This is a genomic window from Mesorhizobium sp. WSM4842 (assembly GCF_055901575.1).
This window is the reverse complement of the sequence record NZ_CM148372.1, coordinates 6,453,331-6,468,376: the sequence shown is the minus strand read 5'-3', so window position 1 is coordinate 6,468,376 and position 15,046 is coordinate 6,453,331. Positions and strand designations below refer to the sequence as shown.

The following is a 15,046-nucleotide window of genomic DNA, read 5'->3' as shown; positions in this document are numbered from 1 at the left end:
CCTCCAAAACTCTGGAGCTTCCACCAGCGGCCTGCTATTGCATTACACTCAATTATAGAAATTATGATCGTAATGCAATAGCACGGGGCCAGCTTCAGTGCCGATCGATATGGTTGCGCCGCGAAATGTTCATGATGCCCTCCACTGGCGCTACGGGTGGGCTTGCGTTGCGGCATCAGGCGGCGCGTTGCCGTGTCTTACGGGCAGAGTTTTACGTCTGCCCGCCTAAGTCCTTGAATGCGAGCCCGGCCTTTTTGAGCGAACCGAGGAAGAAATCGACGTCCTCTGGTCTAATGATCCGCATTGCGACCTCCTGCCGGAGGTTCTTGATCAAGCCTGGCGCGTTTTCTTCAAGCCAGACACGCTCGCGCCGGGCGTCCGCTTCATATCCGCCTTCGCCGAAAATCGCGGCCGCGATGGTGTGATAGTTCGCGTTGCCGGGAACCGTCGCTTTCCTGATCCACATGGCCGCCTGCGGATAATCGCCGCGAAAATAGGCGCAAAGGGCAAGCGCGGTCTCGTAATAGGCTAAGGGACCCGGATTGCGTGTGCGAGCTTCCTCGACCAGCGGACAGCCGTCGTCCCAGCCTCCTGAAAGCGCCAGCCGATATCCGTATTCGCCCATCAGTTCGGTATCGTTGGGGTTGATGGTCAAGGCACGTTTGCCCACTAGCAGCGCCGCCTCGATCTCTTTGCTGAAATAGAGCGCGAACATTTCCGCCTGCAGGCCGCGGATGTTGAGCGGGTCCAGTTCCACGGCCCGCCTGGCCGCCGCAAGAGCGCGAGCGATCGAGGCCGACGTCGCGGCTTCGTTGGAAGGATAGAGGAATCGAATCTCGTCGATATAGGCCTGCGACAGCAGACCCCAAGCCGTGGCGTAGCCCGGGAAGCGGTCAACGGCCTTCTCCAGGCACGCACGCACCGCTGGAAGTGCCCTTTGATCGAGCTTTGCCCGGTATGCGTAGAAGGAAAGCGTGCAGGAATAGGCAGCCCAATCGTCGGGAGGATTCGAAACGTTGAGCGAGGCGTCCGCCTGATAGATCACGCCGTATGTCTGGGCCAGGCTTGTCGCCACTTTCTGTCCGATATTGGCCTCGGTCTCGAGAAGCGCGGCGACTTTCATCTCTCCATCATAACTGTCCGCCCACAGCACGGACCCGTCGGCGCGGTTGATAAACCTGACCCGAAGCCGGAAGGCATCCGCCGACAGGTGGACGCTTCCCGCAAGAACAAAGCGCGACGGCGCGACCGAATTTTCGGAAGACTGGACGACGATGACGTCCTTGAACTTAGAGAGTTGCCCGACAATTTCCTGTGTCAATCCGCCCGCAATCGCCCTGGAGGCTTCTGTTCCAGAAAGGTCGTCAAACGTCTCGACCAGCAATCGCGGAATCTCAGGCGAAGTCGGGCGGACGCCGCTCCTCGCCAATCCCAATGCCAGAACAGCCAATGCCGCGACGGTAGCCGCAAGAACCACCGTCAGCCATGATGCCTTTATCCATCGAGCAGGGGTCGGGACTTTCTCTGCCCACACAACCGGCAAGGCCGGCTCAATGGTCTCGGGGGTCGCTCGCACCGAGAACGTTGGAACGTAACCACCTTTCGGGATCGTGATGAGAATTGGATCGTCGTGTCCGGCAGTCAGATAGTATCGCTCGAGCCCGCGCCGGAGGTGGCCAGCCTCGATGCGGACAATCGGATCCGTCTGCGGGTCGAAGGACATGTCACGGCCGAACACTTCGACTGCGATCGAATAGGCCTTGATACGATCACCGCGACCCGCCAGCGTCTCCTCCACCACATGGCTGAGGAAGCGGCGCTCGCGACCGGTTGCATCGAAGTCCGCGCTGTTGAGGATCCGGGCAAGCTGGGCACGACAATCCTCTGGGGCGAGCCTATGCCCATTCCCTGCAGCTATTTCCGCCCGGATCACCTTGGTCCCCTCACATGACCTTGCCGGAGCCGCTGTACTGGAATTTCTGGCCTTGCAAATCGATGAGTCCGTGATCCGCCTGGTAGTCGAGGCTGAATGCATCTAGGGCCTTCAGCTGGTCGGCGACGGCCCGCAAGATGGGAATCGGCTTCCGGCTCGATGACAGTTTTTCCCCAGGCGGCCGAGTCCGCAAGCGCCAGCCCGACGCAAAATCCAATGCCCAGCCGCAGCGGCCGAGTTCCCGTGCCGCAAGTCGCTCTTATTACGGCCACGCGAGCCTCCCTGTAAAAAGAACGCTTCCCGATCGAGGTATGACTAAAGTCTAGCGAGTTGAGCAGATACCGCTATTGGCCTTTGGGGAACCGCAGCCCTAGCGGGTGCATCTGTCCGAGGGCAAGGCACTGGAACGCCCGCCGCGATCAGCGCCAGGCCGAGGTAGCGCGGTGCCGCCTTGCCGGATCGACTCCCGCCCTGCGGATCCATTGGATGTCCTTTGGTTCGCCTCACGATCGGGAAGGCCATCCGAGAAGACTGGCCGCGCTAATTGACCTTTGGGAAGGAGGCAGAAACCTATTGCAGCCCAAAATGAGATCGCCCGAAAGGCCGGGAAACTAGTTTTAGTTTAAGTTGCCTGAGGACGACGCGAGCGCCGCCTGGATCGCACCGATCAGCAAGGCGGCAGGGAAGGGTTTTTGGAGATAGGCGACGCAGCCCAAGCGAACGGCTTCCACCTCGATGGCACCGTCATCGACGGCGGTAATGAAAATGACAGGCAGCCAAGGATCGGAGCTCTGCAAGCGCCGCCTGAGCTCCAGTCCGGAAATCCCACCGAGCTGGATATCGAGCACGACGCACAAGATCGAGCTTGCCGGGTCGCGACCGAGAAAGGTTTCAGCCGATCCATAACCCTCAGTCGGAAATCCATGGGCGTTGAGCAGGCGCTCGACACTCCTCCGCATGCTGGTATCGTCCTCTACGACGGCTATCCTGCCTGGCAGGCTTTCCAAGGCGCGCCCCTTTCCCGTCTTGGCATCTGGGTAACCACATCCGAACGGTAGGCATAACCGGGCGCGTATGATACTGGCCTAAGGGGCAGAACCGCCTCTTTTTGGGGCGTTCAGGAGTCCCAGTCGCTCGGCGATCGACACCATCTCGGCCAGCGAATTCACTTCAAGCTTCTCCATGATCGCGTGCCTGTGGGCCTTCACCGTCCTTTCGGACGTGCCAAGTTCGAAAGCCACCTGCTTGTTGCGCTTACCGCGCACGACCATGTCGAAGACCTGAAACTCGCGCGGCGTCAGGCCGGCTGCGAGTGCATGAAGCTTGTCGATTCTATGATGCTCGGCGCAGCGTTTCTCGTTCTGCAGCAGCGCACGATTGATGGCCTCCAGCAGGTCCTTGGCCGAGACGGGCTTCTCCAGAAAATCCTCGGCACCCGCCTTGATGGCGCGAACAGTCGTGGCGATATCGCCGTGCCCGGTGAGGAAGACGGTCGGCAAAAGCGGCGCCTCCTGTGAAAGGCGGTCCTGCAGATCCGCGCCGCTCAGGCCGGGCATCTGCAGGTCGAGCAGTATGCAGCCTGGTTCCGCTGTCGGCAGGCGCGAAAGGATCTCTTCACCCGAACCGTAGGAAGCTACTCGAAACCCGGATGCCTCGACCAGCCGGCCGAGAGCCGTTCGAAACGACGCGTCGTCGTCGACAATGTGGATGACCGGTGTCATTGGATGCTCTGCGCCAGCGGCAGGTCGAAGCGAAAGACGGTGCCGCCCTCCGGGCGGTTGGCTGCCCAGATCCTGCCGCCATACGTCTCGATGATCGTCCGCGTGATGGACAGGCCCAGTCCGGTGCCTGCCGGCTTGGTGGTGTAGAAGGGATCGAAGACTGCGGCAAGCCGCTCATTGGGGATGCCGACGCCCGTATCCGAAATCGAGAGCTCGACCGTGGAGTTGTTGGTAATAGCGGTCTGGAATTCGAGTCTCCGCTCTGGCGAAGCCTTCTCATCCATCGCATCCATCGCATTCATCGCGAGATTGATGATGACCTGCTGGATGTGAACCCTGTCGGCGCGCACGGGCAGGTGCCTGGCCCCCCGAACCGAACGGACGGATACTTTCTGGCGTTCGGCTTCGGCGTGCAGGATGTTGATTGAACTGTCGAGAACCTCGTTGAGGTCGAAATCCTGCCAATCGATCTCGCCCCGCTTCTTGAGCATTTTGCGCAGGCGCTGAATGATGTCTCCCGCGCGCTGGTCATCGTCCTTTATGTCGGCGATGATCTGTTGGATGAGCTTGAGGTCGGGCTGATCGCTCTGAAGCAGTATCTCGGCCGCTTCCGCGTTGCTGCGTATCGCGCCGAGCGGCTGGTTGAGTTCATGCGCGATCGACGCGGACAGGGCGCCCGCCGTTGCGGACTGGTTGAGATGGACGACCTCGAGCAGGCGATGACGCGACTGGATTTCAGCTGCATGCCGGCGGCGACGCTCGTAGAACAGTCCGAGGATCGCCAGGCTCTGCGCCAGCAAGGCCAAGCCGACGAGGGTGATCTGCCATCGATACGTCTCCCAAAGCGTCGGCGTATAGTGAAGGATATTGGCGTCGTCCCGGAGGCTGGCCTTGTCCAAACCCCAGCGTTCTAGTTGACGCCAGTCGAGGACCGGAAAGTTGGTCGCATAGACAATCTGCGGAGCGGATTCGTCACCGGAAATACGTTCAATGACCTTGGCCGCAATGTCTTCGCCGATGGACCGATACGTCCCCATGTTGCCGCCCTCTATTCCCAGGCCGACATACGAACTCAGCAGACCGTAGCTCGGCGCACCGGAAACCGCCGCGATTTTCGCGGCGGCATCGCGGGGGCGATACTTCGTGCCGCTGGCATCCTCGAAAATCGTAAGGATGAGCAGGATGGTCTGTGCCGTCAACTTCTCTGTTTCGGCCATCATCGATTCGAGCGTGAGGCCGGAGAGATACTCAAGGGGCAGATCGTGATATCTGTCGCCTAGGATCTGCCGGGCATTGTCCTGCCAGGATCGATCGAATTCAGTCGATCCAGACACCACCACGATCCGTCGAGCGTCGGGCTGCAGGCCGATTGCGAGATCGGTCGTCTTCGCGATGTCGTAAGCGCTGACCACCCCTTTCATGTCCGGCCGGGGAGAAAGTCGCTTCAGCGACCTCTCGCTCAGGTCTCCAAAGATGATGGCGGCGGTCGGGGCAATGGGGCTACGATGATCCAATATGAAGCGCAAAGCTTCAGGGCCGACCGCGACAACCATGTGAAGAGGAATGCTTTCGAATTTTGCGTGCAAACCATCAGGCAAACGTCGCAGATGGTCCGGTGTAGAAAAACGGCCGCTATCCAGGAATTCCGTATAGATCTCCAGCTTCGTCGTCGCCAGCTTTCCGAGGCCCTTTGCCAGTCCGTCGGCGATCTCGATGGCGGATGTCATCGTGCTGCTATCCTGGTGCAGGATCAAAATACGGTGGACGGCCGGGTCGGCGCTCGCAGTCGCAATGGTCAGGCTCGCTTGAAACGCAAGAATGGCGGCCGCTGACAGGACGTTTCGGGTCGATCGTCCGTTGTAACTTCTGATAAGGGCCGTTTTGGAGGCCGCCGACGCAAGTCGACCTAAGCAGCGGATTGCTCGTACGGTCAGCCTGAGGATCCCCGGCGGGTTGCAGGTTTGTGAGGCAAAGAATGCGATCACGAGAGGAAACAAGGAGCGGGCGTGCGACGGCAAGGCCAAGCAGGATAGAGCCAGCATCGTGCGCACCATGCGGAAACGCTCCTCTGCCAGCCCACCCCAGCCAATATTAGCAGCCGTCTGCGTCATGCGGACAGTAACCCAGGCAACCCCGTACTGGTGAAGATCAGGGCAAGGTGGGCACGACCTCTGGGGTGAGCTGATGCCCGCTCCCCGCGGCTGTGTCCGCCTGGATCACCTTGGTTCCCTCACCTGACGTTCTGGGGTGACTACTCCCAGTTATATTTCATTTTTCGCCGGTTACCCTCGCTGCGTAATTTACATCCGCGAGCCTGTTCTTGCAATACTCCCAGTATTCTGAACGGATAACGCTGGGACGACGGCGACGGTTCGCGGAATGCGCCGGCGGATGACAACGGATCAACAGGTAGGCGGCCTGACCGGCAAGCGCAATTTGAATTTGCAATTTTATTGGCTTGGCGCCCACCGAGCTCGCTATGGATGTTCAGAAATTACCCTGTAGCCCACGTAACTTACATTCCGCAGCCGCCTCCATGCGCTAGGCTACGGTGGTCTCGGGATACGAATTGCGCCATGAGGATGGACGACGAACCGGCTGATAGACAAAGAGCGGTCTCGGCGGCGGTGCGTCGATTCCCGCAGTTTGAATTGGCGATCCATCGGCTGATGGACCGAAGTGAGAGTTTTCAGGATATGTGCGAGGAACTTGCAGAAGCGGAGCTCGCACTGTCGAGGATCGACAAGGTCCCGCCGGCATTGCGCGAGTCTAGACGGGCCGAATGGCAGGAACTGGTGGATCAGTTGGTTGGGGAAGTCGGAGCCGTGTTGCACGCGGACTCCATCCGGAAACCGCATGTCATTCCTTGGCCGCCACGCCAGAACTAAGCGGAGGCTGGCTTGGAATTTCCGTCTGGCAAGCGATCTCCACAAACTATAGCAGCCATGCTCCCGCCCTGCTTGTCGTCACGGTAAGCCCCGATAGCGGACCCGACGGGCTTGGATTGCGCACGGGAATTACCCTGCTGTTCCCGAAGTAGGCCCGGCACTGTCCGTCCGTGACAGGCACGAACAAATGAACCGCTGTCGACATGAAAAACGATCGGAATCCGAAATCCATTAGCAGCGCAGCGCGAATACAGATATGTTGTCACTGCCGGCGTAAGACGATCGCATCGGACAGAAGTAAAAGACAGACTTAGAGGGGACTACAATATGGGAATCATCCGAGCTCTCGTGTTGGCTTCGGCGGGAACAGTGGCAGCGCTGTTTGCGGTGCCGGCGATCGCTGCGGACGCTGCGACGCAACTTCCTGAAGCCGCGCCCGCGCCTGCTGAAGCCGCGCCGGTCTGGACCTTCACCGCAGAGCCCTATTTCTGGATGGCAGGCATGAAGGGCAGGGTCGGCGTCAGGGGCCTGTCGCCGGTAGATATCGACGTCGATTTCAGCGAGATTTTCGACCACATCGATTGGTCTCCCCCGCCGGTCATGCTTGCCGGTGAGGCGCGCAATGGCCGCTACGCTCTTTTCACTGACTTCATATACCTGGGACTCGAGGCCGATGGCACGTCGCCCGGCCCGTTGGCTCTTTTTTCAGCCGAAGCGAACATAAACACGGTGGTGTGGACCTTCGGCGGCTCCTATCGGGTCGTCGACAATGGCACCGCGACCTTGGACGTTCTGGCCGGCGGACGGCTCTGGTACCTAGATGCGGATTTGACCGTTACTGGCCCTCTCGCCACGAGGGAGGCCAGCGGCAGCAAGACCTGGGTCGACCCCGTGATTGGTGTGGCCGGCGATGTTGCTCTCGGTAACGGTTTCGGACTCCATGGCGAGGCGGATGTCGGTGGCTTCGGCCTTGGCGCCGACATCGATTGGCAAGTGCAGGGCACGCTTCAATACCGGTACAGTGATTCGGTCACGCTCGAGGCGGGCTATCGCTACCTTGCCGTAGACTACGAGGACGACGGATTTGTGTTTGACATAGCAATGCAGGGACCAATCATCGGCGCCAGATTTCGGTTCTGATCGGATCTGCGCCGGCGATTTTTAAATAGATCACGGTCGCGTGTCTGAGGTTCGCGCTAGCAGTGCAGTGCTGATCGTTTTCACTCCCGGTTGCGGGGGCGGCTTTCGCGACCCGAGGTCGCTTTGGGACGACTTCGAACGGGAGAAGAGTTTGGGAAACTGTTTCGTGGGTCTGTCCACAGTCAGACGTATCAGCAACGTTTTGTTGGCGTCGGCGTTGGTTGGCCTGCTGTGGGGGTGCGCGTCCCGTCCGACGAATGTGCTGCTGCCCGTGGCCGATACCTCTCCTTCCTCAAGCAAGGTGGAGATGCTGGTCACAACGACACGCAGTCGTTCCTCCAATCCGGCACAAATGTATACGGGCGAGCGCGGACTGGCCCCCTCGTTCGCGGAGATTACGGTGTCGATCCCTCCGGCATCGGTCCGCAAGGTTGGAGAGGTCGCATGGCCCAAGAAGCTGCCATCAAACCCGGCGACTGATTTCGCAGTCGTGCAGGCCCAGGAATTGACGCTCCAGACAGCGAAGGGGTGGCTTAGCGCCTCCGTCAGGAAGAGCCCGGATCACAGCGTCCTGGTCTTCATTCACGGATTCAACAATCGCTTTGAAGACTCGGTCTATCGTTTTGCGCAGATCGCAAAGGACACCGGCACGCAGAGCGTTCCGATCCTGGTCACATGGCCCTCCCGAGGCAGTGCGCTGGCCTATGGCTACGATCGTGAAAGCACCAACTACACGCGAAATGCGCTTGAGCTGCTGTTCCAATATCTTGCACGCGATTCTGAAATAAAGGAAGTTTCGATCCTCGCCCATTCGATGGGCAACTGGCTTGCGTTGGAAGGCTTGCGCCAGATGGCCATCCGCAATGGCGGCCTTCCGGCGAAGTTCAAAAACGTCATGCTGGCCGCGCCTGACGTCGATGTCGACGTGTTTCGCACTCAGATTGCCGACATGGGCAAACAGCACCCGCAGTTCACCCTCTTTGTCTCGCAGGACGATCGCGCGCTGAAAGTTTCGCGACGGGTCTGGGGCGATATCCCCCGGCTCGGATCGATTGATCCGGAACAAGCTCCATACAAGGAAGAACTCGCCACCAACAACATAACCGTCATCGATCTGACCAAAGTCAAATCCGGAGATCCTTTGCATCACGGCAAGTTCGCGGAGTCACCGCAGATCGTGCAACTGATCGGGGCGCGTATGGCCGGCGGCCAGACGTTGACCGACAACAGGATAGGCCTCGGCGACACGATCATCCACGCAACGACCGGTGCGGCGGCAGTGGCCGGCAGCGCGGCAGGGCTGGTGATTGCGGCACCTGTTGCGGCGGTCGATCAAAACAGCAGGGAAAATCTTGGCAATCACATCAGCGCCTTGACGGGTTCCCAGACCAGCCAGAAATCGAACCCTAGCAGTAAGGATTGCGCTGCCTCCTCTCCGACTAGGAAAGACTGCAAGAAATAATCATTCGTCGAAGCCAAAGCGGCAGCACTGAAGCCGATGACGGGGAGAGTCAACCGCATCCGCAGGAACGTTGCCGCGGTCCCGTCTGGGCTGAAAAGGGGGGATGAATGCGTCGCATCGCTCGGATATCGCTTGCCATTATCCTTTCGCTAGCCGTCGCAATCCTGACTGCCTGGGCCGGACTTGCCATGTGGTATCGCCTGCCCTTGGCTGAGTTTGGACGGGCTGTGGTCGGCGGCCTTTTCACCTTGTTCGGCCTCGCCACTATCATCGCGCTGTTCAGCCGGTTTCGCATCAGGGCGCTTGTCCTGTTTGCAGCTGCGTTTGCTGTGGTTCTGGTTTGGTGGAGCACTATCAGGCCTTTTGATCACGCGGACTGGGCGCCCGACGTCGCCCGTCAGGTGACCGGCACCCGCGACGGGAAGCTGTTGACGCTGACCGATGTGCGCGACTTCGAATGGCGTAGCGCTACTGATTTCACCGAACGCTGGACAACGCGGACCTACGACCTCTCCAACCTTCAGACGGTCGATCTCTTCATGTCTTATTGGTCCGGGACCAAAATCGCCCATGTCATCATAAGCTTCGGCTTTGCAGGAGGGGACTATCTTGCCTGGTCGATTGAGGTGCGGCGCCAGGGAGGCGGCAAGTTTTCTCCCATGGCAGACCTGTTCAAGAGCAATCCCCTGGTCATTATTGCGGCTGACGAGCGAGACGTCGTCGGCGTCAGGTCAAACGTTCGCGGAGAAGATGTCCAAATCTATCGGCTAAAAGCGTCACCGGAAGCGGCGCGGGCGCTCTTGCTGGAATACGTGTTGGACGCAAATGCACTTTCCACGACTCCAGAATTCTACAATTCCATCACGACGAACTGCACGACCACGATCGTCAAGATGATGCGAGCTGTCGGTGACGTGGTCCCGCTTGACTGGCGCCTCATCGTTAACGGCTATCTTCCCGAATATGCGTATGCACGGGGTGCGCTCGATGTCAGCTTGCCATTGTCAGACTTAAGAGCGTTAGCCCACATAGACGAGCGCGCACGAAAGTCAGGCCTGTCGCCGGATTTTTCGAGATTGATCCGTGTTGGCGTACCGTCTCCGCCCTAAATGCGCAAGCTCACAAGGTGGCCGGCGTTCGCGAGATCATCGAGGCGGCCGGCGCATGCCTACGCTATCTTCCGCCCTACTCGCCGGACCTCAATCCGATCGAGTCTAAATAGGCGAACGTCCTTTCAGCATACCAACGAGAGCCTTCCCGTCCGTATAATACGGATCCCCACCGCCGTTGCGGCCGTCTTTGGTGGCGCCAATTCCGGAAATCTCGTAACTGGAGGAAAGCTGTCCGGCTGCCGTCAGGTCGCTGATGACCAGATCGCGTTCGGCGTCGACATCGGGGCCTATGTGGTGGGTGATTTGGCCGGTGTCATGGCTAAGTCCGACGCCGCGATCGAAACTGGCCGAACCCAGCCAAAGCGGACGGCCATCACTGCCCAATTTCTTGGTCAGCCAGAAACGGACATGATTGCGCTGGTCCGCGCTGTCTCCGACCGGTTTTTCGAAAGCCAGGTCTTGCTTCCTCCCCTCAAAAAGCAGGGCGCTGACAGGAGCATCCAGATCGGGTCGGTGGAGCACGACGCTGAGACCGATATCGATGGAAGAACGGAGCGTGATGGGGTCGGCAGGGTCCCAGTCGGCTGCCACGAATGCACGAATGACCTCCTCCTTTGTTCCGACGAGCCCGACGTTGATCGGATCGCCCGGGATATCCTGCTCGGTATGCGTGAGCATGCTGCCGAAGTCCGATACCCGTGAGGCATCTCGAAACACCCAGATTTCCGGCACGACGAAATAGGCGAGGAGCAAATAGGTGAGGGCCAGACCTAATACGACCGTGGTGGCAGTCCGTGTTTTGGTTCGACGCCGCATGGGCAATTCCATTCTTATACGATGCGCAACGGTCTTCGATCAGCTCAATAGCAGGCGGGTAAAGAGAGTAACGGCAAGCCGGACGAGGAGGTGTTTGTGTCGCCCGCGGCGAGATCGGAGGCCGCCAGCAGAGGGCTCCGTCTGTTGGTCATTTTGCGATCCTTTGCCTGCATTCCCAGCGAGGGTTTGCTTTCCCTGTGAACTTTGGCGGATTAATTGACGGGGCGGAACGTAACTAACTGTATTCTACTCGGAGAATTAAGCGCGGTAGGCCCACGAAGTCAGCAATCGACGTCTCTTCGATAGCGGATGGAGGGGGCACGCAGAAGCAGTATGAGCTGGCACATGCGCTCTAGAAAGAGCGCGAGTATCCGAGAGCGAAGCCGACGGTGTCGGGATGCCAATCCTTCCAATTGTATTGGACCTTGCTCGAGATCGAATTGTGATCATCCACCTTGAAGGTAACGCCGGTCGCAAGTTGCGGCGTCAAATAGTCGTCACTGGATTCGAACGCATCACGGTATCGAAAGGCAACCGCATTCCAGGTTACTTTCTCACTGAGCTTCAGGTCCGCTGCTGCGCGCAGTACGTAGTATAGGCAATGTCACCGCCATCGCCGGACACCTGCAAACGATCGCCAATTCCCACGCTGCCGATCACCGAGAGGAAGTCGTTGAAGCGTAGACGGTAGCCTACCGTGGCTTCGAGGTTGGCGGTTGCCGAGTCGCTAAAGGCCTTATTGGAATATTGGGCCGAGGCACCCAAAATGACTCCGGTATCGAAGGTGTGTGAGGCACTGACTTCAAATTGGGTACTCTCCGGTTCGCCCAGGTTTTGCTGATCGCGATCAGACGTATGCGATACACCGATGGAACTGCTGTCGGCCATCGCGTCAGAAGTCACAGCCACCATAGCTAGGGCGATCAAAAGCGGGATTACATGGGTTATCGACACCGCGTCTGCTCGGGGTGCGCTCCTCACTGAAGATCTTAGCATACTACGTCCCCTTGCGCCTGCCGAACATTGATCCGTTCAGTGGTGGAACCCGTCTGTCGTCGCCTCGGGAAGGGAGACAACGCCGCCCACTGACCTGTAGTCATGGTTCTGGCTCAGTCCCTTCAGGAGGCCCGCGATCCCTCAAATCCTTGGCCCGCACTTTGTCGAGTTTGCCAAAATCGGTCATGATGCTTACCAGGGCGCTCCCCGTCCAACCGAATGTGAACAACCCCGACATCGCTATGATCGGTCCGACCAAACGCCATCGATCAGGCAAACTAATGCTGCCCTCGCCGAGCGTCGTATAGCTCTCCAGGACGTAGTAGTAGCTGTCACGCATTGACGGAATTGATCCGGCCAAAAATATAGGGATGGCCCAGAGGAGCGTTTCGGCGAAATGCAATGCTGCCAGAGACCCTATCGTGATGGCGAGCAACAGGTTGAGGCGCCAATATGCCGTGGTTTCATTCACCTGAACCCAAGACTCGCTGAAGCGCTGATGGATTGTCCGAATTCCCGCGCCGTGGACGAAAATAATGACAATCATTATCAACGTGCCGAAAACAATTTCCAAAACCGGCCTGGGAGATGCCCCTTCGTCCATCGAGTTGTCTTTCTAGCCTAATGAATGCGAGTTCGATTGTTTGAAGGAAGCACTCTCGTGGGGATTTGGCCGTAGTTGCCAGTGCGGCCAGCACAATCGGGAGTGCGAGCCGGCTGCATCAGGCTCCACCTCCTGTCTGCGGTTCGGTTGCATGTCGTCGGCCTGACTTAGAAGGCGCCATCACCCGGACCTTTACGTGTGTCGAACCAGAAACTTGCATTCTCCGTAATTCGATGAATCCGGCAACCCGCGAGACGAACCAGACGGATGCCATGTCGGGGGTGTCGCGCGACCGGTTCGGCTGCATCGGATTGCGAGACGGCCGCGCTCGCCCTCAATAGCACGGGGGGTAAGGATAATATCCGCAGTACGGCGGATATGCGTATGGGGCGGCGGCCCCGACGGCGGCGCCAACAGCGGCTCCGGCAACTGCGGCCCCCGCCAAAGCGCCAGCACCATACCAAGCTCCACGATAGACAGGAGCATGCCAGTATGCGCCACCGTGATAACCGTATCCGCCACCATGCCAGACCGCGCCGCCGTAGCCGCCCACATGGGCGAATCCGCCACCGCCCGGTCCGCGAAACGCGAAGGCGTCAATGAAAAGTGCCGCAGGCCCGCTCGCATTGTTGAGACTGCCTTCCAGAACGGCAACGTCGAACGTCAGCGTGTTCCCCTCAAGTTTCGGCGCTTTGAGCGTAACCACGGCATCATCCACCTCCGAGCCGTCTCCCCCAAGAACTGAGACCGTTGCGTTCGGCGGGTCGACGGCGAAGCTGTCCTTGCCCTCATCCCACTGCATAATGAACTGCTCGGTCGCAACATGACCGGCGGCCCGCACCGGCCGATCGGCAAAGACGATTGAGTTTTTCGAAACGCCGGTCAGGACGAGCTTGCCGCCGTCGAGCGTGGCGCCCTGCGCATTGATGACGGCGAGCGACGGAATCGGTCCTGTCGGAGTAGCCTGGCCGATGGTCTTCTCCAGCGGGACATGCGGCTTCTTGGTTGTATCCTGGGCGAAGGCTCCGGTGGTTGCCAACCCCAGGCCTCCGACAAAGAGCATCAGACGTGCGGCGTGATTGAATGTCATGGCAAATCTCCTCAGATGTTAGCCGCATTCGGCGGACCTGATGTCACTACACTGGACGCCAACGCCCAGTATGAACGAGAGTAGCTGCACAGCACCTCCCGATCCCGAGCGCAGCTACTTGACCAACCCAATATTGAGCAATTGAACCCGACGGTTGTCCGCTGCCTTCGGATTGGCGGGGTCGACCGGCATCTCTGATCCCACTCCGATTGAGAACAAGCGATTCGGTGCCACCGAAAAGGTCGTCCCCAGCGCTTCCGCAATGGCTTCAGCGCGCCGTGCGCTGAGGTCAAGGTTGTGCTTGGCATCGCCGGTGGCATTGGTGTGCCCAACGACGAGAAATTTGTAGCGGAGCAGCAGCGGATGGTGGAGCGCGTCGGCGATCAAGCCAAGCGTCCTATAAGACCCGGGTTCGATTGCGACGGAGTTGTTCTCGAAGTTGATCTCGACAAAGAACTGCGGGAGGGTCGCCAACTGGCTCCAGTGGGGCAGACTGGCAATCCCCTTGCCCGGATTGGCAGCCAATTCTTGCGCAAGCATCGCCACGTCGACGGCTGATGCGGCTTCGGCGACCTGTCCTAAGGTGTTGACGAGTTGATGTTCACTCAACTGCTGAGCCCCGGCGTCGCCGGCAGCGGCCAGTAGAACGGTCAGCGCCAAGGTATTGCGAAATCGACGAATAGACATTTTCTTTTCTCCCGGTCTCAACATGGGTCACCGCCATCCAGCATCGGTGATGGCCTGACTGCATTTCGCGCCGACGATACGCGTCGCCTTCAGGAGACATCCAAGAATGTGCGCCTTGCCCGGCACCACGCCTCTGCACGCCCGGGCTGCGTCACGCGCACATATCTTGTCGACGCTTGCCTGCGCCGCCAGCCGTTGCTGGATCGAGGCGATCACGCCGGCCATGGTCGAGGTGCAGGCCGGTGAGACCTTCGCCTGATGCTGCGCAAGGCAGTTCTGGATTCGCCCATTGCCGAGATTGAGGCCTTTGCAGAATTTCTTGACGTCGGCGCCGCACTCCTTGGCAAGCAATGTTGCGGCGTCGGCGTAGCTGATGGTTTGCGTCTGCCCGACCCCGGTTTGGACAAGAACGGCAATCAGGACCGTCCCGCTAAGAACGCTCAGTCTATTGGCCATGCGTCACTCCATCTCTTGGCTGATGTCGTTTAAAAACTTCGCCCCACCGCAGTCGCCAGATCACGGCGCCGGTTGGCGCATTCCCAATGAACGTTGGCCCATTACTTGACCCGACGGAACGTAACTAACTGTATGCTACGG

At 59.2% G+C, this 15,046-nt stretch carries 15 protein-coding genes and 1 pseudogene; 5 read left to right on the top strand and 11 right to left on the bottom strand.

All coding sequences use genetic code 11. From position 1 onward, the window contains the following. Nucleotides 1-211 precede the first annotated feature (211 nt). The 5 genes from AC0NIE_RS31335 to AC0NIE_RS31315 form a co-directional block, all read right to left on the bottom strand. Nucleotides 212-1,933, bottom strand: a complete 1,722-nt coding sequence (locus tag AC0NIE_RS31335; protein ID WP_473489604.1) for a hypothetical protein — start codon at nt 1,931-1,933, stop codon at nt 212-214. Nucleotides 1,934-1,943: 10 nt separating this feature from the next. After that, nucleotides 1,944-2,069 (bottom strand): hypothetical protein, encoded by a 126-nt coding sequence (locus AC0NIE_RS31330; protein ID WP_473489605.1) that lies wholly within the window; start codon nt 2,067-2,069, stop codon nt 1,944-1,946. Between the two features lie 481 nt (nt 2,070-2,550). Next, complete coding sequence (locus AC0NIE_RS31325) at nt 2,551-2,940, bottom strand: response regulator transcription factor (protein WP_473489607.1); 390 nt, start codon at nt 2,938-2,940, stop codon at nt 2,551-2,553. A gap of 78 nt (nt 2,941-3,018) precedes the next feature. Continuing rightward, nucleotides 3,019-3,654 carry a response regulator transcription factor gene (locus tag AC0NIE_RS31320; protein ID WP_473489608.1) on the bottom strand — a complete coding sequence of 212 codons (636 nt, stop codon included), beginning with the start codon at nt 3,652-3,654 and terminating at the stop codon, nt 3,019-3,021. Further along, complete coding sequence (locus AC0NIE_RS31315; protein WP_473489609.1) at nt 3,651-5,765, bottom strand: ATP-binding protein; 2,115 nt, start codon at nt 5,763-5,765, stop codon at nt 3,651-3,653. Before AC0NIE_RS31315 ends, AC0NIE_RS31320 begins: the two co-directional genes overlap by 4 nt. A gap of 465 nt (nt 5,766-6,230) precedes the next feature. On the opposite strand from AC0NIE_RS31315, the gene AC0NIE_RS31310 reads away from it, so the two are divergent. The 5 genes and pseudogenes from AC0NIE_RS31310 to AC0NIE_RS31290 form a co-directional block, all read left to right on the top strand. Beyond that, a complete protein-coding gene (locus AC0NIE_RS31310; protein ID WP_473489610.1) occupies nt 6,231-6,542 on the top strand; it encodes a hypothetical protein in 312 nt (103 codons plus the stop codon). A 369-nt stretch (nt 6,543-6,911) separates the two neighbouring features. Then, the gene (locus tag AC0NIE_RS31305; protein WP_473489611.1) at nt 6,912-7,682 is read left to right on the top strand and encodes a porin family protein; all 771 of its coding nucleotides are present in this window, start codon (nt 6,912-6,914) and stop codon (nt 7,680-7,682) included. A 172-nt stretch (nt 7,683-7,854) separates the two neighbouring features. Further along, nucleotides 7,855-9,144 (top strand): alpha/beta hydrolase, encoded by a 1,290-nt coding sequence (locus tag AC0NIE_RS31300; protein ID WP_473489625.1) that lies wholly within the window; start codon nt 7,855-7,857, stop codon nt 9,142-9,144. Nucleotides 9,145-9,251: 107 nt separating this feature from the next. Continuing rightward, on the top strand, nt 9,252-10,253 hold the full coding sequence (locus AC0NIE_RS31295) for an Lnb N-terminal periplasmic domain-containing protein (RefSeq protein ID WP_473489612.1): 1,002 nt from the start codon (nt 9,252-9,254) through the stop codon (nt 10,251-10,253). Next, nucleotides 10,253-10,357 (top strand): annotated as a pseudogene (locus tag AC0NIE_RS31290) (transposase); the annotation flags it as partial. The gene AC0NIE_RS31295 and the pseudogene AC0NIE_RS31290, both read left to right, overlap by 1 nt. A 1-nt stretch (nt 10,358) precedes the next feature. Here AC0NIE_RS31290 and AC0NIE_RS31285 read toward each other — a convergent pair. The 6 genes from AC0NIE_RS31285 to AC0NIE_RS31260 form a co-directional block, all read right to left on the bottom strand. Continuing rightward, nucleotides 10,359-11,072, bottom strand: a complete 714-nt coding sequence (locus AC0NIE_RS31285) for an LssY C-terminal domain-containing protein (protein ID WP_473489613.1) — start codon at nt 11,070-11,072, stop codon at nt 10,359-10,361. A gap of 564 nt (nt 11,073-11,636) precedes the next feature. Next, the gene (locus tag AC0NIE_RS31280) at nt 11,637-12,026 is read right to left on the bottom strand and encodes a hypothetical protein (protein WP_473489614.1); all 390 of its coding nucleotides are present in this window, start codon (nt 12,024-12,026) and stop codon (nt 11,637-11,639) included. 142 nt (nt 12,027-12,168) lie between these two features. Next, entirely contained in the window at nt 12,169-12,672 is a 504-nt protein-coding gene (locus AC0NIE_RS31275; RefSeq protein ID WP_473489615.1) for a two pore domain potassium channel family protein, read from the bottom strand. Between the two features lie 334 nt (nt 12,673-13,006). After that, nucleotides 13,007-13,762: a hypothetical protein gene (locus AC0NIE_RS31270; RefSeq protein ID WP_473489616.1), complete on the bottom strand. Its 756-nt coding sequence runs from the start codon at nt 13,760-13,762 to the stop codon at nt 13,007-13,009. A 114-nt stretch (nt 13,763-13,876) separates the two neighbouring features. Next, nucleotides 13,877-14,449, bottom strand: coding sequence for an OmpA family protein (locus tag AC0NIE_RS31265; RefSeq protein ID WP_287322175.1), 573 nt, complete (start codon nt 14,447-14,449; stop codon nt 13,877-13,879). Between the two features lie 27 nt (nt 14,450-14,476). Continuing rightward, the gene (locus AC0NIE_RS31260) at nt 14,477-14,905 is read right to left on the bottom strand and encodes a hypothetical protein (RefSeq protein ID WP_473489617.1); all 429 of its coding nucleotides are present in this window, start codon (nt 14,903-14,905) and stop codon (nt 14,477-14,479) included. Between the last annotated feature and the right edge of the window lie 141 nt (nt 14,906-15,046).